General features: G+C 64.3%; 18 protein-coding genes. 3 read left to right on the top strand and 15 right to left on the bottom strand.

Annotated elements, in window-relative coordinates; translation table 11 throughout:
• Positions 1-28: 28 nt before the first annotated feature.
• The gene (locus ABD784_RS01145) at positions 29-2,188 is read right to left on the bottom strand and encodes an ATP-dependent DNA helicase RecG (protein ID WP_344878752.1); all 2,160 of its coding nucleotides are present in this window, start codon (positions 2,186-2,188) and stop codon (positions 29-31) included.
• The gene (locus ABD784_RS01140) at positions 2,185-3,177 is read right to left on the bottom strand and encodes a DAK2 domain-containing protein (protein WP_344878749.1); all 993 of its coding nucleotides are present in this window, start codon (positions 3,175-3,177) and stop codon (positions 2,185-2,187) included. The genes ABD784_RS01145 and ABD784_RS01140 overlap by 4 nt, the downstream gene beginning before the upstream one ends.
• A gap of 164 nt (positions 3,178-3,341) precedes the next feature.
• Between ABD784_RS01140 and ABD784_RS01135 the strand changes: the two genes are divergently transcribed.
• Positions 3,342-3,656, top strand: coding sequence for a hypothetical protein (locus ABD784_RS01135; RefSeq protein WP_344878746.1), 315 nt, complete (start codon positions 3,342-3,344; stop codon positions 3,654-3,656).
• Positions 3,657-3,748: 92 nt separating this feature from the next.
• Here ABD784_RS01135 and ABD784_RS01130 read toward each other — a convergent pair whose 3' ends face one another.
• The 5 genes from ABD784_RS01130 to ABD784_RS01110 all read right to left on the bottom strand — a co-directional run bounded on the left by ABD784_RS01130 (position 3,749) and on the right by ABD784_RS01110 (position 13,651).
• The gene (locus ABD784_RS01130) at positions 3,749-8,314 is read right to left on the bottom strand and encodes a glycosyltransferase (protein WP_344878743.1); all 4,566 of its coding nucleotides are present in this window, start codon (positions 8,312-8,314) and stop codon (positions 3,749-3,751) included.
• A complete protein-coding gene (locus tag ABD784_RS01125) occupies positions 8,214-9,032 on the bottom strand; it encodes a hypothetical protein (RefSeq protein ID WP_344878740.1) in 819 nt (272 codons plus the stop codon). The genes ABD784_RS01130 and ABD784_RS01125 overlap by 101 nt, the downstream gene beginning before the upstream one ends.
• Positions 9,025-9,915 carry an ABC transporter permease gene (locus ABD784_RS01120; RefSeq protein WP_344878737.1) on the bottom strand — a complete coding sequence of 297 codons (891 nt, stop codon included), beginning with the start codon at positions 9,913-9,915 and terminating at the stop codon, positions 9,025-9,027. Before ABD784_RS01120 ends, ABD784_RS01125 begins: the two co-directional genes overlap by 8 nt.
• Positions 9,916-9,936: 21 nt before the next feature.
• The gene (locus ABD784_RS01115) at positions 9,937-11,670 is read right to left on the bottom strand and encodes a glycosyltransferase family 4 protein (RefSeq protein WP_344878734.1); all 1,734 of its coding nucleotides are present in this window, start codon (positions 11,668-11,670) and stop codon (positions 9,937-9,939) included.
• Between the two features lie 931 nt (positions 11,671-12,601).
• A complete protein-coding gene (locus ABD784_RS01110) occupies positions 12,602-13,651 on the bottom strand; it encodes an LCP family protein (RefSeq protein ID WP_344878731.1) in 1,050 nt (349 codons plus the stop codon).
• Between the two features lie 141 nt (positions 13,652-13,792).
• On the opposite strand from ABD784_RS01110, the gene ABD784_RS01105 reads away from it, so the two are divergent.
• The gene (locus tag ABD784_RS01105; RefSeq protein ID WP_344878727.1) at positions 13,793-14,326 is read left to right on the top strand and encodes a DUF3515 domain-containing protein; all 534 of its coding nucleotides are present in this window, start codon (positions 13,793-13,795) and stop codon (positions 14,324-14,326) included.
• Here ABD784_RS01105 and ABD784_RS01100 read toward each other — a convergent pair.
• The 6 genes from ABD784_RS01100 to leuC all read right to left on the bottom strand — a co-directional run bounded on the left by ABD784_RS01100 (position 14,323) and on the right by leuC (position 20,939).
• A complete protein-coding gene (locus ABD784_RS01100) occupies positions 14,323-15,480 on the bottom strand; it encodes a D-alanine--D-alanine ligase family protein (protein WP_344878725.1) in 1,158 nt (385 codons plus the stop codon). The two genes, ABD784_RS01105 and ABD784_RS01100, sit on opposite strands and share 4 nt — an antisense overlap.
• The gene (locus ABD784_RS01095) at positions 15,477-16,541 is read right to left on the bottom strand and encodes an NAD(P)H-dependent glycerol-3-phosphate dehydrogenase (protein WP_344878722.1); all 1,065 of its coding nucleotides are present in this window, start codon (positions 16,539-16,541) and stop codon (positions 15,477-15,479) included. Before ABD784_RS01095 ends, ABD784_RS01100 begins: the two co-directional genes overlap by 4 nt.
• Entirely contained in the window at positions 16,538-17,308 is a 771-nt protein-coding gene (locus ABD784_RS01090) for a lysophospholipid acyltransferase family protein (RefSeq protein WP_344878719.1), read from the bottom strand. The genes ABD784_RS01095 and ABD784_RS01090 overlap by 4 nt, the downstream gene beginning before the upstream one ends.
• Before the next feature lie 10 nt (positions 17,309-17,318).
• Positions 17,319-18,647, bottom strand: a complete 1,329-nt coding sequence (gene murA, locus ABD784_RS01085; RefSeq protein ID WP_344878716.1) for a UDP-N-acetylglucosamine 1-carboxyvinyltransferase — start codon at positions 18,645-18,647, stop codon at positions 17,319-17,321.
• Positions 18,648-18,860: 213 nt separating this feature from the next.
• Positions 18,861-19,460: a 3-isopropylmalate dehydratase small subunit gene (gene leuD / locus ABD784_RS01080; protein ID WP_344878714.1), complete on the bottom strand. Its 600-nt coding sequence runs from the start codon at positions 19,458-19,460 to the stop codon at positions 18,861-18,863.
• A 9-nt stretch (positions 19,461-19,469) separates the two neighbouring features.
• Positions 19,470-20,939, bottom strand: a complete 1,470-nt coding sequence (gene leuC, locus ABD784_RS01075) for a 3-isopropylmalate dehydratase large subunit (protein ID WP_344878712.1) — start codon at positions 20,937-20,939, stop codon at positions 19,470-19,472.
• 98 nt (positions 20,940-21,037) lie between these two features.
• On the opposite strand from leuC, the gene ABD784_RS01070 reads away from it, so the two are divergent.
• Entirely contained in the window at positions 21,038-21,772 is a 735-nt protein-coding gene (locus ABD784_RS01070; protein WP_344878710.1) for an IclR family transcriptional regulator, read from the top strand.
• A 9-nt stretch (positions 21,773-21,781) separates the two neighbouring features.
• On the opposite strand, the gene ABD784_RS01065 is transcribed toward ABD784_RS01070, so the two are convergent.
• Together ABD784_RS01065 and ABD784_RS01060 are read right to left on the bottom strand one after the other, a co-directional pair.
• Positions 21,782-23,728: a polysaccharide pyruvyl transferase family protein gene (locus tag ABD784_RS01065; protein WP_344878708.1), complete on the bottom strand. Its 1,947-nt coding sequence runs from the start codon at positions 23,726-23,728 to the stop codon at positions 21,782-21,784.
• Positions 23,721-25,421 carry a hypothetical protein gene (locus ABD784_RS01060; protein ID WP_344878705.1) on the bottom strand — a complete coding sequence of 567 codons (1,701 nt, stop codon included), beginning with the start codon at positions 25,419-25,421 and terminating at the stop codon, positions 23,721-23,723. The genes ABD784_RS01065 and ABD784_RS01060 overlap by 8 nt, the downstream gene beginning before the upstream one ends.
• Positions 25,422-25,452: the final 31 nt, after the last annotated feature.

Below are 25,452 nucleotides of genomic sequence, written 5' to 3'. Positions count from 1 at the left end.
TCCTCCAGTCTCCGGCGCCTCTGACGCCCTAGGCGCGCTCGAGGAAGGCTTTGCTGTCCTCGTCCATGGTCGAGATGATCCGGCGCAGCACGGGGAGGCCCTCCAGGCCGGGGTCGCGGCCGATGAGATCGAAGGCCGCGTCCCGCGCGCGCGCGATGACGGTCTGGTCGCGGGTCACGCGCAGGAGCTTGAGGCTGGAGGCGCCGCCGCTCTGGGACGCTCCGAGGATGTCGCCCTCCTTGCGCGTGTCGACGTCGTACTCGCTCAACTCGAGCCCGTCGGTAGTGCTCGCGACCTTGAAGAGACGCCCGACCGAGGGATGGTCCTCCGCGAGCCGGGTGACGAGGACGCACGTCCCGCCGTGTGCTCCTCGGCCCACCCGGCCACGCAACTGGTGCAGCTGCGCGACACCGAACCGGTCCGCGTCCATGATGATCATCAGCGTCGCATTGGGCACGTCGACGCCGACCTCCACCACGGTGGTCGACACCAGCAGGTCGATCTCGCCCCGTGCGAACGCCGTCATGGTCTGGTCCTTGGCGTCGCTGGGCATGCCGCCGTGCAGGAGGGCGGTCATGGCCTCCTGCAGCGCGGGCTCCTCGGCCAGCTGCGCCGCCAGCGCCTCAGCCGAGGTCGGCTGCGGCCCTTCCCCGCCGTTGCGGTCTGTCGCCTCGCCGATGACCGGGCAGACGACGAAGACCTGTCGGCCGGCTGCGATCTCCTCCCGGGCCCGCTCCCAGAGCCGGGTCTCCCATCCGGGATGCGCCTCGAGAGAGGACACATGCGTCCGGATCGGCTGGCGCCCCCGGGGCAGCTCGGTGAGCGTCGACACCGAGAGGTCGCCGAAGCTGGTCATCGCGATGGTCCGCGGGATGGGCGTGGCGGTCATGATCAGCGTATGCGGTGTCGCGGCGGCCCGCTGCCGGAGCACATCGCGCTGCTCGACCCCGAAACGATGCTGCTCGTCGACCACGACCATTCCGAGCTCGACGAACCCGACGTTCTCGGAGAGCAGGGCGTGGGTGCCGACCACCAGGTCCACCTCGCCGCTGGCGAGGCCGAGCAGAGTGCGCTTCTTGGAGGCCTGCGGGGTGGACCCGGTCAGCAGCTCGACGCGGATGGCGTGTTCGGCGGCGGTGAGCGTCCCGCCCTCCCCCAGGGGGCCGAGGGCGGCCCGGATGGACCTGAAGTGCTGCTCGGCCAGAACCTCCGTCGGGGCCAGGAAGGCGGCTTGGGCGCCGGCATCCACGGCCTGCAGGATCGCCCGGAGCGCGACGACGGTCTTGCCGGACCCGACCTCGCCCTGCAGCAGCCGATTCATCGGCGAGGCGGACGCAAGGTCCGCGGAGATCTCGGCGCCGGCCGCGAGCTGCCCGGCCGTGAGTGCGAAGGGAAGGGCGGCGTCGAACGCCGCCAGGACGCCGTCGGAGCGCGGAGGACGGGGCACGGCCGGCAGAGAGTCGTGGGCGGCGCGTCGGGTCGCCAGGACCGTCTGGAGGAGGAACGCCTCCTGGTACTTGAACCGGTGCTGGGCGCGGTAGGCCTCCTGCAGGGTCTCGGGGCGGTGGATGGAGCGATACGCCTGGCGCAGGGGCAGGAGCCGTTCGCCGGAGAGGACGTGCGCCGGCATCGGATCCTCGAGCTGGTCCAGCGCGCCGTCGTCGAGGAGCCGCCCGATCTGTTTCCTGATCCAGTCGCTGGCCATGGTCTTCGTCGCGCCGTAGATGGGGGTGGGCCGCAGGTCGACGTCGGGGGCGTCGTCGGAGGACAGGACCTCGTAGTCGGGGTGGCTGAACGTGAGACCGTTCTGCCGGATCGTCGGCACACCGGAGAGGAGCACACGGGTTCCCGTCACGAGCCGCTCGACGGCACGGTTGTTGAAGAAGACCGCGCTCACCCGGGGCCCGGCCGACTCGCTGTCGTCCGCGACCTCTAGCTCGTACAGCGTTCCGCGGCGCTGGTGCATCCGGCGCTTGTTGAACTTCACGACCGTTCCCAGGACGCTGGCGTCGACCCCCGGGGCGAGCTGGCCGATCGGTGCCAGCGCGCCGCGTTCGACGTAGCGCCGGGGATAGTAGTCAAGCAGGTCTCCGAGCGTCGTGAGACCGAGCTCGCGCTCGATCCGGCCCGCGTCGGCGGCCCCGAGCAGCTCGCCCAACGGCCGCTCCCGGGCGGGCGTGCCGCTCATGCGCAGTCTTGAGCAGCGCTGAGGCTGGTGACCGTCACGTTCTCCGGCTCGCAGAACGTCCGGAACATCTCGAGGACCGGCGCGGCGTCGGGCACGTGCACGTGGACCCGCCAGCGGGTCGCCTCTCCCGAACCGTCCGGGAGCGGGCTCATGATGACGGACTCGCCCATGTCGTCGAGTTGACCGCGCAGGAGCGCGGCATCGAGCGGTGACAGGGACATGCTGCACATGACCTCGACTCCCTCCTCGGCCTGGGCTGCGGCGTGGATGTGGGGGTCCTGGATCGCGTAGCCCGGGAAGCCCTCGAGGACGAACTCGTCGACGGGCGAACCGACGACGGCGGCCTTGAGTGCCTCGAGGACGAGCAGGAAGCCCATCGCACCGGCGTCGACGACCTGGGCTTTGGTCAGCAGGTCGAGCTCGCCCTCCGAGGCGACCACGGCCAGACGTGTCCCCTCGACGGCCGCGTCCAGGCCCGTGAGGAGCGCCGCCCTCGACTGCAGGTCGACGTCGCGGAGAGAGTCCTCGAGGGCCCGGTTGACCGCCTCGTTGGCCGCGCTCATGGCGCTCGGCATCGTGCCGGGAACCGGGTCGGTGAGGGCCGACCAGGCACGGAGCTGTCCTCGGTCGAGTCCTTCGGAGAGGTGCTGGAGGACCAGACGGCGTTGTCCCACCAGCGGCTCGGCGAATCCGAGGAGGAAGACGGAGAGCAACGTCCCGGAGTTCCCCCGCGCGTTCTCGAGAGCGGTCTGCGCGGCATCGCGCAGAAGCAATCCGATGTCGTCGGTTTCCCCGAAGGACTGGGCCCGCTCGGAGGCGATGCGGACCGTCTGGTAGAGGTTGGTCCCGGTGTCGCCGTCCGGGACCGGGAAGACGTTGATGGCGTCGAGCCGGTCGCTGTGGTTGCCGAGCACTGTCTCCGCCTGCTTCAACCACGCTCTGGCGCCCTGCGCCCCGGTCGCGAGTTTCTGCTGCACGTCTTCGCCCATCGGTTTCTCGTCGAGCGGCTGGAGAGCCGCTTTTGTCCGCCTCACAGCGTATCCCATGCATTCCCGACGGGTCTGCTGGCCCGGCGTCGACCCCCGAAATGCCGGAAGCTCCGAGCCCGGGTGCGTATGATCGGGCAGGACTTTTCCTGACATGGAGGCTGTAGATGACTCGCCGCACCAGGTCGGCGGCCCCGTACGCGGCCGCCGGTGCGCGCCATGCGCGGCAGAACCCGGGCGTTGCCGTCCCAGCGGGTCTCGCGGACCCGTATCACGCTGATCCGGACCGCGTCCCGTGGCTCGGTACGCGCCGGATGCTGGAGGATGACCTGCATCCGGCCACGACGGGGCTGACACGGCTGACCTCGTTTGCGCCGACGGCCGAGAAGCTCGAGCGCAAACGCCTGATCGCGAAGCTGGTGCTGGCTGCGGCCGTGGTCGCGATTCCCGTGCTGGCTGTCGCCCTCTACTTCGTCAGCTGACTTCAGGCCGTACTGCGCCGAGACGCGGAGGGGCGGTACGGCATCGATTCACTCGCCGCCGTACCGCCCCCAGCGTTTCCGTCGCTCCGCCGTCAGCCGAGCACCACCCGCTCCAGCTCTCCCAGAACCTCGTCGGCATGGAACCGCCGGCAGTATTGGCGCGCCTGCCGTGTCGCCTCTCGGTAGGCCGCTGCGTCCCCTGTGACGCCGAGGATCCTCTCTGCCATGGACCCCACCGTCAGGTGCAGCCACTCCCCGGGATAGATGTACTCGGAACCAGGCCACGCAAGCGAGACAGGAAGAGCTCCGGAGGCGCCTCCGTCAGCGAGCGTCAGGTGGAATGACTCGAAGTCACTCACGGAGAGGACGACGCCGATCTTCCGGTACCACTCGACCATGTCGTTCCCGTGTCCATCGAAGTGGACGGCGCCCGCCAGCAGCGGATCGTCGGTGATGCGGGCGTACTGAGCGTTGTAGTACGCCATTTCGTCCTCCCGCTTGGCCATCCACGGGTAGTCCTCCGGGGTCTTCCCCTTGATGAACAGCTGGTACCGCTGATCCGTCAGGCGGAGCTGCCGGAGGACATCCAGGGCCCGGTCGAGGTGCTTCTGCTGCGGCACGATCCCCACGAGTCCCAGGTTGAAGCGGGCGTCTCCCGTCTTCTCCTGGTTGTAGAGTTCCGGCTCCACCGCATTGGGCACGATGCGAGCCGAGCCCGCCGGGTACCCCAGCCGGCTGACGGCCATGTCGCGCACCAGCCGCCCCACGTAGACGGTGGCGTCGAAGCGCTTCGCGTCGGTCCGTTCGGGGTAGGCAGTGAAGAGCTCCTGGGAGTGGAACCGGACGATCAGACGCTGGTCGCCCCGGACGTGGCGCGCATACCACTCTGCATTGCCCAACGACCACTCGCAGAAGATCACGTCTGCCTGCGCGAGCAATCGCTTGCTCTGCTCGGGATCGTGCTTCGCATGGTCCTGCCACTCGTCAACCAGCACGGTATGTCCGGACGATGCCAATCGTTCCATCAGGGCGCGCGCGAATTTCAGGTCGTGACCGGCCACGATAATCGTCCGCGGCGTCTGCTCGGAGGTCGTCGAGGCTGGTTCCACGTCGGGGCTGGTACGGGCGGCGATCGCCCGTCGGGCAACGAGCACCGGCTCGCTCGAACCGGGTTTCCGTCCGAACCAGGGCGCTCCGGGCTCCGAGGGCCGACGGACCAGCAGCGTCTTGCCGCGTTCGTCGATGTCCTGGGTCTGCATTTCAGCGCAGGCGAGGGCCTGGTCGCACTCGATTCTCTGCTCCAGCCACAGCGACCGTGCCAGATCCTCAGCGACCTCCGGATCGGCCAGGGCGTCGCCGAGCCAGGCCCGAGAAGTCTCGGGGAGGTCCTCGCTCCCGTCCGACATCACGATTCCTGCCGCATTCAGTCGAGCAACAGCGTCGGCGGTGGCTCCTCCCCCGCTGCGGACGGCGACTGGCCGGTGCGTCTGTCCGAGGATTTGGTCAGCGACGTCCGGCGTGAGCGAATCGACATCGAGGACGTACTCCGGCAGCGCATCCACAGCGATGCCCAGCCCCGCCGTCCGCAGCATGTAGGCGAGTCTGTGCGTCGCCAGGTGGGCCCTGTAGACATGCCGATGGAGACGCCATCCGTCCGCGTTCCTCCCTGCTTCCTCGTTGAGCCAGTAGTCGGCGAGCAGGTCGGCCGTTCCGGGCTTCACCGCCAGTGGCAGGAGCCGTCCGAACAGGCTCGTGACGCCGCGGCCTCGGCCGGAGATCACCGGCGTGCCACAACCGGCGAGTTCCATCACTCGGCGGGAGAACATCGTCGGCGACTTGTCGACGGAATTGACGTTGACGTGGACCGGGTGGGACTTGTAGGCGGCGACCATCTCCGGATACTCGAGCCCGCCCTGGACATGGGGTGCAAGCCGCTCTGGGAACCTGTAGGGGCTGTTCTCGTGGTTGACCTGGCGGTCATAGATCGTCAGGCCGTGCGGTTCCACCTCGCCGAGGATGCGGGACAGTTCGGCGGACCGGTCCGGGTACCGGTCACCGTAGTACGAGCCGCCGTAGGCGACGGTGTGTTCGTATGGGCGGTCGACCGGGAGGGGATGATGGAGGGCGGCCTGCGCAAAGAACGGAAGTGAGGCCACCGTACGGACGGTTCCCGTGCCCTCCGTTGCGTACCGCCGGATGCAGTCCGCATCCGTGGTGAAGACGTGGTCGAAGAGGGCCGAAGTGCGAATGAAGCGCTCCGTGTGGACGGGATCTTCCTTGTTCCAGAAGATCGTGGGGATCCCACGCGCACGGCAGGCCTCCACCAGGTTCCGCAGCGGGGCGATTTCCTCATCACTGTAGTAGCCGACGCCGCGCGTCCACGCTCCCTCATTTCCTGCCCAGGCCGACTCGACGAGAAGGACATCGATTCCGTCGCCGTCGAGGACTTCGGACCACGTCTCTGGGTAGAGCGCAACCGTCCTGCATTCCGGGCTGAAAGTCGCGAAGGTGAACTCATCGGCGATGAGTCCTAGACGCACTGACGACAGCGGACGTCCTGCTGTCGCAGTGCTCTCATCGGGCTGGAGCCCGCCTATCGACAGTTGTTCATAGGCGGCGGTCGCCAGACGGGCGACAGCTGTCCAGGAGCGATTCTCGACAGCCCACTGGCGGGCAGCGCGCCCCACGTCACCGCGAACTGATGGTCGTTGCCCGAGCTCGATCAGGACCTCGGCCAACGCATCCGCGTTGTCGGCTTCGAAAATGCGACCGCGCTGCTGCTCCTCGCCGATCAGATGCTTGATCGGTGCCACGTCGGATCCGACGACCGGGATGCCAGCGGCCATGGCTTCTAGTGGCTTGAGTGGCGAGACCATCTCCGTCACGACGTTAGAACGCCGGGGGCACGGGGCGACGTCGAACAAGGTCAGGTATCTGCGCACCATCGTGGGCTTCACACGGCCAGTGAAGATCACCGCGCTTCCGAGTCCCAACTCGTCGGCGAGGACTCCCAGGGATTCGCGTTCCTTGCCGTCGCCGACCAACAGGAGGCGGGCGCGAGGCACAGCCTGGTGGACCTGTTTGAACGCGCGGATGAGAAGATCCAGTCCCTCATAGGCCACCATGCTGCCGGCGTAGCCGATGACATAGTCCTCTGGACGGATGTCAAGGGACTGGGCTAGCTGCCGGTCCCGGCCGGTCGGAACGAACACCGCAGGGTCCGCCGCGTTGGGAAGCAGGTCGATGCGCCGTTCGTCGACTCCCCGACGGACAAGTTCGGCCTTCACTTCGTCCGTAATGGCCAGGACACGGTCCGCATTGGTTGCGACGAACGTCTCCAGTCGTTCTGCCAAACGGAATTTGTCGGTTTCCCGCCAGTCCGGAGTCTTGGAAGCGAGTTCGGTGATCTCCCAGAGGCCCCGGACCTCATAGACGAAGGGGATGCCGAGCCGCCGGGCCGCCGTGAGCGCGGGCAGTGCCGTGTAGTAGTTGGAGGCGCTGTGGATGGTCGCGGCTCGCTGGGACTGGGCCTTCCGGACGTAGGAGTCTGCTGCCTGTTGAAGATAGATATCCAACGGCGTGCGCGACCAGTCGGTGCTGGGATCGTAGTGATACTCCAGGGCTCCGAAGCTTCGGACACATGGCCTGCCTACCGGCGCCCGGCGGTCTGTCTGAGAGTCCCAAGGATAACCCGGTCGGGCTGCCACGAATATGTCATGTCCTTCGGCACCCAACGCAGATGCCAGGTGACTCGTCCGAGTCGAATAACCATTGGATTGGAACTCAGCAGTACTATGCGCGCAATACATGATGCGGCCGCGCTGAGGCAGATAGGCGGGGTCGAGTCCGGTAGGCGGAAGAACTGGTAATGAATCGAGAAGTGAGACTTGCCCGCGCAGACGCTTCAGCCAATCAGCTTCGACTTTAGTCGCGTGCTCGTCTGACAGGCCTTGGAGGTACTCGTACGGTGACCTGATATGACCTTCGTTGAGGAGTTCACGAACCCTCTGCATCGGCGACTTCTGACTTGCAACTTTCCGATTTGCGTCGGATACCGATCCACCCAGTTCGGCGGTTCGATTTCCGTCCGGCAAGGGCGTCGAGGACGCGGTCGACGTACCGTCTCCCGGGGGCCGACTCGCCGATGCATGCCCTCCTGGACAAGGTGCGGGGAGCCCCAGGCGTTGGACCAATCGCTTCGGATCGCTGAGCAAGTTCGCTGCCCGGACAACGGGTCGTTGCCGGAGTCCATCGTAGGCCTTCTTGAACTTGTCTACTCGTTCAGTTTGCTTCGCCAGTTTCGTTGCCAGCCGGTCCCGCTCCTGCCGGGTGTCCCGAAGGCGCGAGGCTGCCTCTTCGCCTAAACTTTTCAGTCGGCGATTTTCTTTCTCAAGTTTTCCGATTTTGTCCAGGTACAGACGCTCGCGCTCGATGAGGTCGACCAGATCAACCTCTCCGGATTCAATCCTCTGCTGCACCCGGAACTGCTTGGCGCGGAACAGCGCGTCGTGCGCAGGTGTCACGCCTCGGCTTGCATTGCTTTTGCTCACCATACGACTAATATCCTCTTCTCGGCTTGGGCGCGGCACCCAGTAATTCGAAACGGTCGGGAGGAAATTGGTTCTGAAGTCGTCGCTCGAGTTGTCGGGCTCTGACATGGTCACGGTCCTTGATTGCTTTGGCAACTTGAGAGTGCCACCGGATCACGGTGGACGAGTCCGCCGCCATAACGACCCTACCTTCCTTTAGCCAAATTATGCGGTCGCAAAGGCGCCCGAGGGTCCGAGGGTTGCTACCTGCGAAGACAGTGGATCCCCCGCGCAGGCGAAACGCAGCAATCTTCGCTGCTACGTCCTCGTCCTCGAGTATTGCGGAGAACTCTTCCGGGTCTTCAAAAACGAGTAGTGAAGCTCCAAGCGCAATGCCCATGTAGATTGCGACTGTGCCCAGAGTCATCGGATCAACATCTCCGACTCTCGTCGATGACGCTTCGGCCATGCCGGCCTCGTCGAGGACGAGCTCTACCACCTTGCGAAGTGCAACACCGTTCACCTGACGCGCCATACCCATCCGACTGAGGTTGAACGCGAGGGTCTCCTCTTCGGTGAAGCCGCTTCGGGGTGAGACGACTAGTGGGTACTCCGATTGAAAAACATTTCCACTCTCCGGACGCGCGCTTCCGGAAATGAGATGCACCAAGAGTTCGATCCCGTCATTGCGGCCCCCTAGCAGGCCCAGTGACTCACCAGCATTCACGCAAAGATCCAGATCCTGCAGCCCGACTTCGTGGGAGCTTGCCCCGCGGCCGTAGGTCCGCGAGGCGCCGATACGATGTAACACCAGGTTGGCGCGCGTGACCGGATCGGCGCTAGTCATTATTATCTCCTGCCTTGCGGTAAGTTCCTTCACGCCACCACACCAATAGCGAGCCCACGAGCAGTGGCGCGACGGCCCAGAGCAACATGATGTACCAGCCCTCGAGCGCGGGCGCGCTGCCATAGATCGTGACGTCTCGGGCAGCCGAAAGCACCCATGCCATTGGGTTCCAATGGATTAGGAAAGCCAACAGAGGGCTAAGTTCCGCAAAGCGGTCCACCGAGAACATCACCCCGGATCCGTACATCCACGCTCGCGTGGAGACTCTTAGCAGATTGTTTACATCTGGAACCACCGCGACGAAGTGCGCCGCCATCACCGAGATCCCCAGATTGACAAGGGCCTGCAAGACGATGATGGGTATGAGCAATAGAATGTAGAAACTTAACTCTTCCGCCGGCGGAATAAGAAGTAACATGACAAGAAGCACTAGATAGCTCGGGAAACCACTGAGCCAGACGCGAGCGTTGACACTCAAGGGCGCCGTCAGGGCTGGCAGCAGGCCGCCCGACCCGCCGGGCTTGAATCGATAGATGGACATGGCCGATCCATTGACACATTTAGTCGTCATCTGGAATAGAAATACGCCAATCAACAGGAAGGCAACAAAGTTGTCAATTCCATCACTGAGATTTAGGATTAGTCCAAATACGACGAAATAAACTGCGCCGTCAAGTATAGGATTGATAATCAGCCAAAGGTTACCCAGAAATTGATGCTCGCCGCCTTGAGTAACCTGAGCCTTAGCCTCATGAGATATATAGTCGCGCGTCTCCCAGACTCGAATCAGATAGTCGACGAACCCCTGTCGCCCTCCCCGCTTATTGAGATGCGCAACATCTACATAAGTGGTCTCTTTTTCAGCCGGCAAACGTCGCTCCATTCTCTGTTTATCCAACCGCAGCTAGCGCGGCACGTCCCGGATAAGCGTGTTGTAGTTTTCGATGCAAAGCATGGCGTTGCGCTCCCATGTCCTGGTGTTCAAGACGGTCGCGCGCCCCGCGAACCCCATTCGAGCTCGCACGTCGCCATCCTCGAGAAGCCGGTGGATGGCGTCGGCCAGAGCAGACGGATCGCTAGGCGGAACGACCAAGCCTGTCACACCGTCTTTGACCATCTCCCTCAGGGCCGGCAGGTCGGAGGCGACCACCGGTCTGCACGATGCCATGGCCTCCACCGGCTTGAGGGGGGTCACCGCGCGAGTGACGGCGAAATCCTTGCGGGGTACGACGAACACATCCAACGCTTGGTGGCGCAAGGGGGCCTGCTGGGCAGGAACGCGTCCCGTGAAGATCTTCTCTGGATCCAATCCGAGCTCGGCCGCATGCAGGCGCAGACTCGGCATGGCCATGCCGTCCCCCACGATCATGAGTTCGACGTCATCGCGCCCGGTGCGCAACTCGGCAAAAGCACTGATGAGATCGTCGAGTCCCTCATAGCTCACCAGGGAGGACACGGTGCCAATGAAGAACTTGTCAGGGTCTAGGTGCAGTTCCAATTTGGCCACTCGGGAGGGCCGGGGGGTTTCCAGGAACGCGTTGCCGACGGCATTGGGCGATAACAAGACACGAGCGGGATTTACCCCGGCCCCAAGGATTCTGTCGCGCATGGCATGGCCGAGGGTCAGAACCAGGTTGGCGGCGGCCATTACTTCGGCCTCGCGTGCATTGAAGCGACGATAGCGCTCGGACTCTGTGGCCTCGGGGCCTCGCTTCGAGGCCCAAGTATCGGACAATTGTCCCCGGACTTCGTAGACCCAGGGAATACCGACAGCCTCCGCGACGGCTCGTGCCACGAGGCCATTCACGAAGTGCGTGGTGGTGTGTATGACGGCGGGGCGTAGTTCGAGCACGAGCCTGAGGAGCTTCTCCGCCTCCTCCTGCAACCGATCTCGCAGGTTCGGTACTGGACCATCGGCACGAAGACGGTGATACGTGACCTGGTCTATTGTCTGCTTGCTGTGGTGCGGCAGAATCCCGAGCGACTCCGGGTAGCCAAGGCGAGTGGCCGCGTGAACTCTCCAACCTGCAACCGCCTGCGCTTTGAGCAGCGAATGCGAGCGCTGCGTGTATCCAGTGCTCGTGTAGGGCAGCGAGTTCGTGAGCAGATGGAGCACTGTCCGCTGACGTGGTTCGTAGTCCTGGATCGAGGACACTGCGGGGCACCAGTCGCCGAACACCTCCTGCTCAGCCAGATAGCGGTCGCGGAGCCGCGCGAGCCGTTGATTCTCCGGATCGAGCCGAGAGATCGCTTGAGTGGTATTGCCGTTGTAGAAGTCGAGTTTGGCGAGCGTCTGTTCGGTCCCTACCGCGTCGTCCATGCGGCCCGCGAAGACCTTCGCGAGTTCTGGTTCGTGGGCCGCAAGGGCGAGGTCGGCGAAGTACTTGGCCTGGGCTCCCCTAGGTCCCTTGGCCAGGGCTGCTTTGAGACGTTCGCGTACCGAATCAGAATTCTCGCGAAGGAGCGCCGCGGTCGCTGCCATCCGTGTTGCCGGCGCTGCCCGGAGAACATTGTCGAAGGCGACGAGGAGACGTTGGTGGGAAGCGTTGGCTTTCCGGCGCCAGAGTCGGAGGACGAACGACGCCGGATCCTCCTGCCAGTGCCGCTTGAGGGTATGGCGGTGGGCTAGGACGTTCATCGTCTACGATCTGCCCTTCCGTGCGGGGCGGCGGAATACCTTCACGTAGTAGAGAACGGCCACCGCCGCCACACCGAGAGCGACAGCCACGTTCAAGACGGGCTGGGCGAGGGACTGCTGTGCCACACGTTCAGAGGGCGCGACCCCTCCGGTCTCTCCACCGCCCTGGCCCACCTCTGGGGCGCCAGAAGTCGTGGACGCCGAGGAGTCAGCGGACGGTGCGGCTCGGACCAACGAGGCGGAGGGTGCTTCACCGGCAGAGGGCGACTCGGATTTGGCGGCCGTGGGCGACGGCGACGTCGAACCGGCCGCCGTTCCGGGATGCGCGTAGAGGACGCGGCCGGAGATGAAGCTGTACCTATACCCTGTGTCGGCCAAGGAACCGGGCACAAGCATCTGCCCGCTCTGCGGCACGATCAGAAAGCCAGTGCGGGCGTGAACGTAATAGCCGGTCGCCGAGTCGACGGTCAGCCCGCTGGAACCTGTGCCCACCGAGTCTCGTCCGTTCCCACCGTCGGCAGGCCGTTCGGCGACCGACCCGCGATCTGCAGAGCGCTCGACCCCGTCTGCCTCACCGGTGCCCCGCTGATCGGAGTCGGAGGTGGTGTTGGAGCTTGGCCTCACGCTGGCCGCGCCGGACGGGGCGACCTCGGTGGGCTGTGCGGATGTCGCCGCTTCGCTCGTCGGTTGCGGATTCGCCTCGGAGGGTACATCAGGACCGGTGTCGACGAGACGGTCGTCGGGCTCGAGCGAAGCTGCTGGCGGTGTAGGAAGCGGAACGGCCACGGCCGGTCCGATTGCCGGCCCTGCCGGCATAGTGCCGCCCAGCAACAGGGCGGAGGCGGCGATACGCAGTGGCCACGTGAACGGCCGTGTGCTCGGGTCCATCGACCGGTTCACTCTCTGCTCCTCCCCCGACAGTGCCGCCGCGTCAATTCTGCAGATTGTTCTCAGCGACATACTGAGCCAGCGTGTCATTCTTGATGGCTTCCGCGACCTCGGCCGTGGCCGCGGGATCATAGACGACGATCGACTGGCCATCGGCCGAGCGTCCGACGCCTTGGTTCGGCAGAGTGAACGTGGTGACGTCGGAGCTTCGGACGTCTCTCATGCTGACTCCGATGGTGGCCAACTTCATCGAGTCCAGGGTCTGATCGACGGTGACGTACGGCGAGAACTCGCTCACGACGTCCGAGATCTTGCCCGGATTGGTCAAGGTGTCCGCGTTGAGGAACTCAGACATCACGGCCTTCATGTAGAGCTGCTGATTCGCGACGCGAGTGTAGTCACCGTCCTTGAACTGTTTCCGTTCGCGCACGAACTTCAGAGCGCTTTCACCGTCGAGTTCGATCACTCCTGCGGGGAAATGCTCCCCAGCCGAACCGCCGGACGTGAACGCTTGCGGATTGTTGAGTTCGACACCGCCCAAAGCATCCGTGAGGGCTTTGAATCCCTCGAAATCGATGATGGCCACGTGGTCGATCGGCGCTTCGACCAGACCCTCGATGGTCTGCACGAGGAGCGGGACCCCGCCGAAGGCCAGTGCTGCGTTGATCTTGTGCTCGCCGCGCCCCGGGATCTCGACCCACGTGTCTCGCATGATCGACATGACGTTGACGGCAGACCGGTCGCCCGGAATATTGACCAGCATCATAGTGTCCGACCGGCCGCCATTGGGCACGTCGGCTAGATTCTCCGTCTCGCCGCTGCCGCCGCGCACATCGGAACCGATGACCAGGAAGTTCAAGGCGTCCGCGCTCTCGTCCGGTCGCTCGGGCCGTGGTTCGTCGCTGGGGAAGACGGATTCAATGGTCTGTGCCTTCGACTGGAAGCTGTTCATGAGGCTGTAGAGGTAACCGAAGGCGATACCGCCTGCGATCAGCACGACGGTCAGCAGCGACAGCACCACGATCAGTACTGGGCGCTTCTTGCGGCGCGGCCCCTCGTCGTCGTAACCCGACGTCCCGTCCGTCTGGCTCATACACCCTCATTCCTCGTCATCGCACAGCCGACCGGCTGGACCAAAGAGCAATTATGCCATGCCGATATAACGCAGCCCCCGTCATCGTGGCGCTGGCCATGGCTTGGGCGCTGCGCATGGGTATGCCGTTAGGCTCGAGTCGTGAAGAGCTCCGCTTGTGAAAACCCCGCCTGGACCGAACGGCAGCCACGGCCTCGCCGCAGGGCTCGCTGGTACCTGTTCATGTCCGCAGGTTCGGCCGTCGCGCTGTCGGCGGCCGGGTGCGCACCAGTGGTGGATGTCGATCCAGCCGCCAACGCCAACGATCCGGCTTGCGCAAATGTGATGGTCTACCTGCCCGAGACGCTGTCGGGGCTCCCACGCCGGGAGACCAACAGCCAGGCCACCGCGGCGTGGGGAGACCCGTCGGCCATCGTCCTACGATGTGGCGCAGGGACCCCGAGCACCGTCTCGACGCAGCCGTGCGTCTCCGCGAACGGTGTCGACTGGCTAGCGGCCGAGGGCGACGATCACTGGACCCTCACGACCTATGGACGCACGCCCGCTGTTGAAGTCCTCTTCAACCCGAACGCCGTCCCCTCCAGCAACGTGCTGCCCGAACTGGCGGCGTCCGTGGGACGCATCCCCGCCCAGGAGGAGTGCCTTTCGACGCAACGCGAAACCGACTTCCGCTAGCGCAGCCCGCGCCGACGCTCGAGAGCCAAACTGATCAGCTCGTCGATCAGCTCGGGGTATGCCAATCCCGTCTTCGCCCACATCTGGGGATACATGCTCGTCGGCGTGAAGCCAGGCATGGTGTTGATCTCGTTGATGACCCACCGGCCCTCCGGTGTGTAGAAGAAGTCCACTCGTGCCAACCCCTCGCCGCCGACGGCGTCGAAGGCGGCTGCGGCGAGCTCGCGGATCTGCCGGACAGCGTCTGAGGGGAGTTCCGCAGGACAACTGAGGTTGGCGGCGGAGCCATCCACGTACTTCGCCTCGAAGTCGTAGAACGTGTGGGCGCCATCGGCGACGACGATCTCACCGGGGAACGAGGTGCGTGGCGCGTCGGAGCCGCGACCCTCGAGGACACCGCACTCGATCTCGCGTCCCGCGATTCCTGCCTCGACCACGACCTTCGGGTCGTGCTTGCGGGCCTCCTCGATGGCATCGGTCAACTGGGATGGATCGGTTACACGCGTGATGCCCATCGAGGACCCCGCTCTGGCGGGCTTGACGAAGAGCGGAAAGCGCAACGACTCAGCCTTGTGCAGGGCAGCCGCACGATCACGCCGCCATTCCTTGTCCGTGATGACGGCGTAAGGACCCACCTCGAAGCCGGCCGCGGTGAAGGCGACCTTCATGAAGTGCTTGTCCATCCCGATGGCACTGGCTGCCACGCCCGAGCCCACGTACGCCATGTCCGCCATCTCGAGCAGCCCTTGCAGGGTGCCGTCTTCGCCGAAGGGACCGTGCAGGAGCGGGAAGACCACGTCGATCGCGCCGAGGCTCTCCGGAGGGCCGCTGGCAGCCTGCGCGACGAGCTGGCGTCCTTCCGCAATGTCGGCCGAACCTACAGCGTCATCGGCGACGCCGTCGGGCTCGGCCAAGCGGACGGTGCTCTTCCCGCGCGTGACTTCGGGGCGCCGGCCGGATTCCAGCGTCCAGCCGGCGGGATCGGAATCGACCGGGGTCCAAACCCCGTCTCGGGTGATGCCCACGGGCACCACGTCGTACTTCTCTCGATCGATGGCGCCCATGACGCCGGCTGCGGTGACGCACGAGACCGCGTGCTCCGAGGAGCGTCCGCCGAAGAGCAGCAGGACTCGGGGCTTGCGGGAGGAGGTCATTCGTCATCGCTTTCGTTGCGGTGGTCTTGTTCTGACTTCAAGTCGCGGCCCAGCAGCGCGCGCGCCATGTCCGTGGTGGACAAGCGTCCGTCGAGCACGGCGACGACTGCCTCGGTGATCGGCATCTCGACGTCGTTGCGTCGGGCCAGGTGCAGGACGGCGTGGGCGGACTTCATGCCCTCGGCGGTCTGGGTCATGCTGGCCACGACCTCGTCCGGCGTCAGGTCCTCGCCGAGCAGCCGGCCGGCGGTCCGATTACGGGACAGTGGCGAAGAGCACGTGGCCACGAGGTCCCCGAGCCCGGCCAGGCCGGCCATGGTCTCGATGCGCCCCCCGAGCGCGGACGCCAGCCGGGTGGTCTCGGCGAGTCCACGGGTGATCACCGAGGCCTTGGTGTTGTCCCCCATCCCCATGCCGTCGCACATTCCGACCGCCAGGGCGATGACGTTCTTGACGATCCCGCCCATCTCGACACCGACGACGTCCGAGTTCGTGTACGGCCGGAAGTACGGGGCGCTGGCGGCCGCGGCGACCCACGCGGCGATCTCCTCGTCCTCGCAGGCGACCACGGAGGCCGTCGGTTCCTCGCGGGCGATCTCCATCGCGAGGTTCGGCCCGGAGACGACCGCGACTCGTGAGGAGTCCAACCCGAGCTCGCTGCAGATGACTTCGCTCATGCGGGCATCGCTGTCCCGCTCCAGACCTTTCATCAGGGAGACGACGACGGCGGAACGCGGCAGGACGTCTGCTACTTGTCGGAGCTGAGCCCGGAGCGTCTGAGCCGGCACCGCCAGCACAACGATGTCAGCGTGTTCCAACGCCTCGCTGGGGTCGGCTGTGGCGTGGACGTTCTCCGGCAGTTCGATGCCGTCGAGGTAGCTGGAGTTGCGGTGGCGCTCGTCGATCTCGGTCGCCACTTCGGGTCTGCGCGCCCAGACGACGACGCGGGCCGGATGTCCGTCGTCGTTGGAACTGAAACGGGCGGCGTCGGCGATGACTTTGGCAAAAGTGGTGCCCCAGCTTCCTGCTCCGAGCACCGCGACCTTGCGGGGCGGCTTCACGGTGCGCTCCCTTGTCCGTCGACGCGGCCGGAGTCGTCGAAGTCACGTCCGTGCAGCGCTTGGCCGTGTGCCCGCGGGTCCCAGAGCTCCGCAGGCGCCGACTTCCCCCGCAGCTCCGCCACGCCTGCCGCCACAGCGCGCATGATGCGGTCGGTGGCCTCCTCGAGGACGGACTTGGTGATGGGTTTTCCGTAGAGGTCCGAGAGGTCGACGGGGTCGCCGACGCGTACTCGAACGGTCTTGCGTGGCAGCACGTGCAGCTTCTTGCCGTAACGCGGAAGGACGTCCTGGGCCCCCCAGTGCGCGATGGGTACCACGGGGGCTCGGGACTGCAGGGCCAGTCGCGCGGCTCCGGTCCGGCCGCGCATGGGCCACAGGTCGGGATCGCGCGTCAGAGTCCCCTCCGGATACACAACGGCGACAGAACCAGCATCCAGCAGTGCCTGCGCCTGCTGGAGGGAACGGTTGGCCGAGGCCGATGAGCGGGTGACGGGGATCTGTTCCGTCGCCTTGAGGACCCATCCGATGACAGGCAGCTCGAAGAGCGACTCCTTGGCGAGATAGCGGGGCAGCCGCCCGTTGCTGTAGAGCGCGTGACCGACCACCACAGGATCGATCTCGGTCAGGTGGTTCGGGCAGGCGATGAATCCCGTCTCCGGCAGGCGGTCGAAGCGCTCCCACCGCCTGGCCATCAGGATGTTCATGAGCGGACGGGCGATGCCCGCGATGACGCCGAAGGTGACGCGCGCGCGACGGCTCTCTTGCACGGGCATCCCCTTAGTTGTGCTCTTCGCTCAGTTCCACGCGGGCGCCGAGTCCCTGCAGCTTGTCCAGGAAGTGCTCGTAGCCACGGTTGATCAGCTCGATCCCGGTCACCCTGGAGCTGCCCTCGGCCGCCAGCGCTGCGATCAGATGCGAGAATCCGCCACGGAGGTCGGGGATGTCGATGTCTTGGCCCACCAGTTTCGAGGGTCCGGTGATGACGGCGGAATGGAGGAAGTTCCGCTGCCCGAACCGGCACGGCACAGAACCCAGGCATTCGCGGTGCAGCTGGATGGTCGCTCCCATCCGGACGAGAGCGTCGGTGAAACCGAACCGGTTCTCGTAGACCGTTTCGTGCACGATCGAGACGCCGGTCGCCTGGGTGAGCGCGACGACGAGCGGCTGCTGCCAGTCCGTCATGAATCCCGGGTGGACGTTGGTCTCGAGCACGAGCGGCTTCAGGTCGCCGCCGGGGTGGTAGAAGCGGATACCGTTGTCGTGGACATCGAAGGCACCTCCGACTTTGCGGAAGGTGTTCAGGAAGGCGGTGAGGTTGGGCTGCTGGGCTCCCTCGACGAAGATGTCGCCCTTCGTCACCAAGGCAGCCGAAGCCCAGGACGCGGCCTCGTTGCGATCGCCCACGGCGAAGTGGTTGTAGCCGGAGAGCGTCGGCACACCCTCCACGCGGATGACCCGGTCCGTCTGGACCTGGATGATCGCACCCATCTTCTGCAGGATGGCGATCAGGTCCATGATCTCCGGCTCCACGGCCGCGTTCTTGAGCTCTGTGATGCCTTCGGCTCGGACGGCGGACAACAGGACCTGCTCCGTTGCCCCGACCGAGGGGTACGGCAGTTCGAGCTTGGCTCCGGTGAGCCCGTGCGGGGCACGGATCGCAATGCCGTCAGTCCGCTTGTCGACGACTGCCCCGAAGGCCCGGAGCACATTAAGATGGAAGTCGATCGGACGGTCGCCGATGCGGCAGCCGCCTAGATCCGGGATGAAGGCTTCGCCGATGCTGTGGATGAGCGGCCCGCAGAAGAGGATCGGGATCCGGGAGTCGCCTGCGTGGGCATCGATCTCCTTCGACGAGGCACGGACCGCGCCCCGCGGGTCGAGTGTGAGGTCGCCGGACTCGGGGTCCTTCGAGACGGTGACGCCATGGATCTGCAGCAGTCCGGTGACGATCTCCACGTCCCGGATCTCCGGCACATTGCGCAGCACGGAAGGGCTGTCGCCCAGCAGTGCGGCGACCATGGCCTTCGGCACCAGGTTCTTGGCCCCCCTGACATTGACAGTTCCGCGCAGGGGCGCACCGCCATGAATGGTCAGGACTTTGCCCATGAATCAAACCTCACGTTCGTCGATTGCCGGCTCTCGCCGGAAGCACCACGTAAGCATACAACCGGGGCCTTGGGATTCCGGGGAGCCACCCTGGGCCCACGAGTGTCCTTGCGCACGGGCCAGGACCTGCCTTGACCGTCCGAAATCACAGCAAGCGGCCGCGCTCGGATCACGTCGAGCGCGGCCGCCATGCCTGGTCGCCTGCTTGCTGGATCAGGTGCGGGCGGGCAGGGTCTTGGGCTTGAAGTCCGGTCGGGTCCGCTCATAGGCCACGATGTCGTCCTCCTGCTGGAGCGTGAGGCCGATGTCGTCGAGCCCCTCCATGAGACGCCACCGCGTGTAGTCGTCGATTTCGAAGGGCACGCTGATCGCGCCGCACGCGACGATGCGGCTCTCCAGATCCACGGTGATCTCCGTCCCGGGATTGTTCTCGAGTTCCTTCCAGAGGAGCTCGACATCGGGCTGGGCCACCTGGGCCGCCACGAGTCCCTGCTTGCCCGCGTTGCCACGGAAGATATCCGCGAAGCGAGACGAGACCACGGCCTTGAATCCGTAGTCCTTGAGCGCCCAGACAGCGTGCTCGCGGGACGAGCCGGTGCCGAAGTCCGGTCCGGCCACCAGCACCGACCCTTCGCGGTACGGCTCCTGGTTGAGCACGAAGTTCTCGTCGCGGCGCCACGCCGCGAACAGGGCGTCCTCGAATCCCGTGCGCGTCACCCGCTTGAGGTAGACCGCCGGGATGATCTGGTCGGTGTCGATGTTGTTCTGCGGCAGCGGGACGCCAATGCCGGTATGGGTCATGATCTTTTCCACGGTGACTCCTTATGCTGCCTGGGCCGCGCTGACGAGGGGCGGAAGGTCGGAGGGAGAGCTGAGCGTGCCGCGGATCGCCGTGGCCGCCGCGACAAGAGGCGACACCAGATGAGTGCGCCCGCCCTTGCCCTGGCGGCCCTCGAAGTTGCGATTGGACGTCGAGGCACACCGCTCCCCCGGCGCGAGTTGGTCAGGGTTCATTCCCAGACACATGGAGCAGCCGGCGAAGCGCCATTCAGCCCCGAACTCCTTGAAGACCTTGTCGAGCCCCTCCGCTTCCGCTTCGAGCCGGACACGAGCCGAACCGGGAACCACGATCATGCGGACGCTGTCGGCCTTCCTCCGTCCACGGATGATGTCGGCTGCGGCCCGGAGATCCTCCATGCGGCTGTTGGTGCACGATCCGAGGAAGACGGTATCGACGGCGATCTCCTTCATCGGAGTGCCGGCGACGAGATCCATGTACTTGAGCGCACGGGCGCACGACTGCTGGTCGCCCTCATCGGCGAAATCCTCTGGCGCGGGCACACGTCCGGAGAGCGAAACACCCTGCCCTGGGTTGGTGCCCCAGGTGACGAAGGGCTCCAGCTCATCCGCATCGATGTGGACCTCCGCATCGAAGGCCGCACCGTCGTCCGACTTCAAAGACTCCCAGTACTCCACGGCAGACTCCCACTCCGACCCCTGCGGGGCATGCGGACGACCCTTGATGTAGCTGTAGGTCGTCTCGTCAGGTGCAATCATGCCGGCGCGGGCGCCCGCCTCGATCGACATATTGCAGATGGTCATCCGAGCGTCCATGGACAGGGCCCGAATCGCCGAACCGCGGTACTCGAGCACGTAGCCCTGTCCGCCACCCGTCCCGATCTTGGCGATGACGGCCAGGATGATGTCCTTCGAGGTGACGCCCGGCTTGAGCGTTCCCTCGACGTTGATCGCCATGGTCTTGAAGGGCTTCAGGGACAACGTCTGCGTTGCCATGACGTGCTCGACCTCTGATGTGCCGATTCCCATGGCGAGGGCCCCGAAGGCGCCATGCGTGGACGTGTGCGAGTCACCGCAGACGACGGTCATGCCAGGCTGGGTGAGTCCGAGCTGCGGGCCGACCACATGGACGATTCCCTGTTCCTTGTCGCCCAGAGAGTGCAGGCGCACACCGAACTCCGCGCAGTTCGCCCGCAGCGTCTCGATCTGGGTCCGACTCGTCGGGTCGGCGATCGGCTTGTCGATCTCAAGCGTCGGCGTGTTGTGGTCCTCCGTGGCAATGGTCAGGTCGGGCCGACGGAGCTTGCGTCCGGCGAGGCGCAACCCCTCGAACGCCTGCGGCGAGGTGACCTCATGAAGCAGGTGGAGATCGATGTAGAGCAGATCCGGTTCCTGTGCGTCCCCCGCCCGTTCACCGCGACGGACTATGTGGTCCGCCCATACCTTCTCAGCCAGCGTTTGTGGCTTCTCCCGATCAATCATTGCTTCCTCCATGACAAGAAAATTGCCGATGATTCAAGCAAACCACCGCCGACCGGGAGTGGCTAGCACGAGGGCTGGTGTCTCATATTCCGAGACGCTAATATCAATCCATGGACAACTCGAGTGGTGTGGGCGTGCTGGACAAGGCCGCTATGGTCCTCGATGCTCTGGAGGCCGGGCCGACGACGCTGGCCCAGTTAGTGTCGGCGACGGGGCTCTCCAGACCGACCGTGCACCGTCTGGCGCAAGCTCTGGTGCACCACCGTCTGCTGGGCAAGGACATCCATGGCCGGTTCATTCTGGGCAGCCGTCTGGTCGAGCTCGCTTCAGCGGCGGGCGAAGATCGCCTGATCTCTGCAGCTGGACCGCTTCTCATCCAGCTCCGAGATCAAACCGGCGAGAGCGCGCAGGTCTTCCGGCGTCAGGGCGATAGCAGAGTGTGTGTAGCCTCCGCTGAGCGCCCAGTCGGCCTCCGCGACACCATCCCCGTCGGCACGCAGCTCTCGATGAAGGCCGGTTCGGCAGCCCAAGTGCTCCTGGCGTGGGAAGACCACCAGAGGCTGCTCGACGGCTTGGACGGGGCGAGGTTCACCCCCACTATCTTGTCGGGTGTGCGCCGCCGAGGCTGGGCGCAGAGCCTCGGCGAACGCGAGCCCGGCGTCTCATCCGTCTCTGCGCCGGTGCGGGGCCCGAATGGACGCGTTATCGCTGCCGTGTCCATCTCCGGCCCGATCGAACGCCTGACGCGTCAGCCAGGCAAGCTCTATGCGGACGACGTCGTTCAGACTGCGACGCAGCTCAGCCGAGCCCTTCAACAGCGAAGCGACGAACGAGACAGTGAATAAAAAGGGAAACTACGCTGAAGGGAGCGAACGCCAGAAGCCACGCATCTGCTGGATAGCCACGCGCCCTCTGGACAGACACACCTGACGGAGCTCCGATAATTGACGGGACCCGGCCGTTGAATTCGCCAAGAGTCGTGCGACCTCCCCTCCATCCAAGGCGTCAACGTCGACGACAGAGCCAATCGACATCTCCTCGAAAAACGACGTGACCTTGGGGTCATAGGAGAGTCCAAGAGTGCTTATCCCCAGGCTCGACGCGAGGACACAAAAATGCAGACGCATGCCCGCCGCCGCCACGACATCTTCAAGTGCACCTGCCATATCACGGCCGGTCGTGACGGGATCCAAGATCTCGAGGCCCTCAACCGCCTTGTATCCCGCACTCGTCAGATCCGATTTCAAGCGACCAAGGTAGGCCGCATCCTCCGGCGAGAGGGGTACACCGCGAATAAAGGTACCGCGGTCTTCCGCGACTTTGCACGCCTGACGCAGCAAGCTCCGGATCTGAGTATCGTCCGCGAAGGGCCACGGACGCAGATTAATCGCGATGCCACCATGCTTCGAAGATTCCTCGAAATCGATGCGGGTGGCAGAGGCGAGAACAGGATCCACGACTACGGAAGGCTCCGCACCGAAGGAGACAATAGACGTCTGCCTTGCGGAAGCTTCATCGCGGACCGAGAATGAGGCGGCACCGTGAATAGCCTCGCGGAACGCCCGCTGGGCGTCAGCGCTCCGCAGCGGGCCGACTCCCTGTGCGTAGAAATGAACGGGAACATCGAAGGCTCGTGCAAGTCGTGCATAAGCTCCATAGCCCAGAATTGAACCGCGCGCTCCCGTGACCAGACCACGGAGAGCCCCCTGTTCCTCGAAGTCGTAGTCTTGGAACAGCCCCCCACCCGCATAGACCAGCGCAGCACAATGCTGTAGGACAAACTGCATCTCATCCAGTTGCTCACGACCCAGCGCCGAAACCCCATGACGTTGTGAGGTTCCTTCGGGATCGACACTGAGGACAACCGGAACGAGATCCGGGCGTTCCTCGGAGATGACGGTGAGTGTTTCCTCGAGAATGAGTTCGTCACCGAGATTGGCGGCGCCGAACCACCCACAGAGCATGACGTAACGTCGTGTACTTATGGGCCGCGATTCGAGGGCACAGCTGTCGCCGGGCTTGCCCGCAATCGCCACTTTTTCAGAAGCTAGCCGGGAAGACGGAGGGCCAGGGAGTCCAATGTCGATCTCAACCCCGGCTGCGGAGGCCATACGCCGAAGCAAATCCCAACCGACAGGTCGCTCCGCGCTCGCTTCGGGTACAACCAATCGCTCGTAGTCTCGCAACAGTCGGACGAAATCCGTGGTGGACGGATTGACGTATCTTCTGAGTGCCCTGCCTGAACCGAGCGTCGCGTTCCAATGCTCGATCAGTGACTCCGTTTTCCTGGGAAGAAGTTCACTCGTCACGAGCGCTATATCCTTCTTCACAGTCCGGCGGGTAACGCCCCCTAGCAAATCGGTCAATTGCGCCGCAGGCACGAGATCCGCCATGCCCCCCCGCCGATAGTCTGCTCCAGCGTCTTCCAGACGCAATCGCCTCTCTTCATCAGGATAGAACGAGAGGTCGACCACTTCCAAGCGAACCTTGTTGGCAACAGCCTCAAGCAGCTCGAGTCGAAATAACGTCCAGTCTTCTACTACCCACAAGACGCGATCAAAACGCTCAATCGCCCGGAGGTCGGCGAAGTCTGTTTCCCCAGCCGCTGGACTCGGCAAACTTTGCGTTGGCTCCGTAATGAATGGTGTGGCTCCCAGCTCCGCTAGCACTCGATTGAAGAACAGGCGAACCAAGGAGAATTTTTCTCTAAAGTCTCCAACCAGGACGATCCCGTCTGCGGGTGATTCAATCAGCCCGAGCAAGCGCGCTAGTTCGCTGGTTCGATTGACCACATCATCCATTCAGATGCTCCTCGATAATCGAAGCCACTCCGGCAGGATTGGCCGCTGTCTGTTGTCCGGAAAACAGGCCTTCTCGAGATTCCGGCAGCAGCACGGACGATGCCCGCGCAGCATTGACCTGGTCAAGACCGACGGAACCAACGGCTCCCCAGCTCGGAGAAGAAGAATTGACAAAAACTCGGACGCGCGCCGCGTCCATTTGAATCCACGATGCTCTGCTGTCGCTTCGAGCAACGTCCTGAATACTTGCAAAAGAGGGAAACGCTGATTCATGGACACGGCGAACGAATTTACTGTCACGCCCCTCGTCAGCCAAGGAGAAGACGGGGGCGAGGAACAAGGCGGAGAAGACTGTGGATCGTGCTACGAGACGGCTCGCGATGATGGCAGCCGTCGACGGGGCAACGAGGAGGACCTCCTCGCAATCGGTCCGCTCCGCAACCCGCAAGAGTGCCTTCTCAACGTCCAGGAGAGGATCCCACGACTCCTGTCCCAGGTACCAGCCGACTCTTAATGTGGAACCGGACGAAAACGTGGGATCAGGGATCACTACGCTCCAGGCTCCGAGTTCACGTGGCCGGAGCGGGGAATCGAGGAATGGATGCGGATGAACGGTTGGGTCGACGACAGAGTGCAGGAAAGCCACCAGCGTCCGTGAAGCCGTTGCGTGGTCTTTGGGCGGGTACACCCGAAATGCCAGACGCCCGTCCGAGAAGTCGGTCGGCGCGACGACTGGCATGGGAGTCGCACCATCGCCAATATTCTCGGGTGCATCGGCAGAATCTGCCCGATCGACCCCGGACAGCCCCACCTGACCTCTGCGGTCGCAACTTGGCTCCGCCCCCGGTGGCAGCGGGTCTGCCGCCATGATGTGGCGTCGGAGTCTCTGCACGCTCTCTTCGAACAGCTCATTCCAGCGCGTTATGGGATGAGGTCCATGCCCATCTGCTACGTGTTCGCGAACCAACACAAAATTGTCAAGGTTGCTGCGACCTGTCGCAGCGTCGTACTCGATCGATTGCAGGAAAGGCGACATATGGTCGCGCACGTGTTCATCATCGCCGTCGTTCTGCGCGTAGGTGACTAAATTATTACGATGCATCCCGTCGCGATAAAGGTCTATTACCGAGAACCGGTAAGGATAGGCGCTCTGGACGACGTCGCGATCAGCGGCACCGAATAGATTTCTGACCACTCTCTTGACAAACACTCCGCCGAGATAATTAAAGGTATCGGTCTGGGGACTGAAGCAGAGAGCCACTGAGGAAGAAAACCTCGCCGAGAGCCGAAGCGCAGCGAAACCTCCGCCCGATGAACCCTCAAAAATGACACCGCCCGAATCAATCTTTGACGCGACATGGCGAATGACAGCTTCCATCCAATCGTCAACATCAACTCTTGGCGTACCGAGATACCACGACAGCAGATTGCCTCTGTCCAGTCCAAGCGTAGGGTCGGAAAATGCTAGGAAGGGATACGGGTCCTGGAGACTGGAATTAACGCGCAAGAAATACGGCAATTTGACTTTGGCCGTTCTCGCGCCGTGCAGTGCGACTCTGAGGAGGTCGCTCTCTGCACCGTGCCCCCGCAAAACAAAACTGAGAATCATACCGTCGCCGATCGGCAAATGATATATAGCGGCTCCAGCCACGACGGAAATGTCGTCAATCTCATCGACCGCGTACTCGGGCAAGCCGTAAAATTCGTGCTTCTCGCTGATTACT

Source organism: Zhihengliuella alba (genome assembly GCF_039538765.1).
In the GTDB taxonomy this organism is placed as follows: domain Bacteria; phylum Actinomycetota; class Actinomycetes; order Actinomycetales; family Micrococcaceae; genus Zhihengliuella; species Zhihengliuella alba.
This window is presented reverse-complemented; position numbering and strand designations above follow the sequence as displayed.

Excerpts from the sequence above, each read along its gene's own strand:
- ABD784_RS01145 (WP_344878752.1), bottom strand. The coding sequence starts at position 2,188 with ATGAGCGGCACGCCCGCCCGGGAGCGGCCGTTGGGCGAGCTGCTCGGG.
- ABD784_RS01140 (WP_344878749.1), bottom strand. The coding sequence starts at position 3,177 with ATGGGCGAAGACGTGCAGCAGAAACTCGCGACCGGGGCGCAGGGCGCC.
- ABD784_RS01135 (WP_344878746.1), top strand. The coding sequence starts at position 3,342 with ATGACTCGCCGCACCAGGTCGGCGGCCCCGTACGCGGCCGCCGGTGCG.
- ABD784_RS01130 (WP_344878743.1), bottom strand. The coding sequence starts at position 8,314 with ATGTCAGAGCCCGACAACTCGAGCGACGACTTCAGAACCAATTTCCTC.
- ABD784_RS01125 (WP_344878740.1), bottom strand. The coding sequence starts at position 9,032 with ATGACTAGCGCCGATCCGGTCACGCGCGCCAACCTGGTGTTACATCGT.
- ABD784_RS01120 (WP_344878737.1), bottom strand. The coding sequence starts at position 9,915 with ATGGAGCGACGTTTGCCGGCTGAAAAAGAGACCACTTATGTAGATGTT.
- ABD784_RS01115 (WP_344878734.1), bottom strand. The coding sequence starts at position 11,670 with ATGAACGTCCTAGCCCACCGCCATACCCTCAAGCGGCACTGGCAGGAG.
- ABD784_RS01110 (WP_344878731.1), bottom strand. The coding sequence starts at position 13,651 with ATGAGCCAGACGGACGGGACGTCGGGTTACGACGACGAGGGGCCGCGC.
- ABD784_RS01100 (WP_344878725.1), bottom strand. The coding sequence starts at position 15,480 with ATGACCTCCTCCCGCAAGCCCCGAGTCCTGCTGCTCTTCGGCGGACGC.
- murA (WP_344878716.1), bottom strand. The coding sequence starts at position 18,647 with ATGGGCAAAGTCCTGACCATTCATGGCGGTGCGCCCCTGCGCGGAACT.
- leuC (WP_344878712.1), bottom strand. The coding sequence starts at position 20,939 with ATGGAGGAAGCAATGATTGATCGGGAGAAGCCACAAACGCTGGCTGAG.
- ABD784_RS01070 (WP_344878710.1), top strand. The coding sequence starts at position 21,038 with ATGGACAACTCGAGTGGTGTGGGCGTGCTGGACAAGGCCGCTATGGTC.
- ABD784_RS01065 (WP_344878708.1), bottom strand. The coding sequence starts at position 23,728 with ATGGATGATGTGGTCAATCGAACCAGCGAACTAGCGCGCTTGCTCGGG.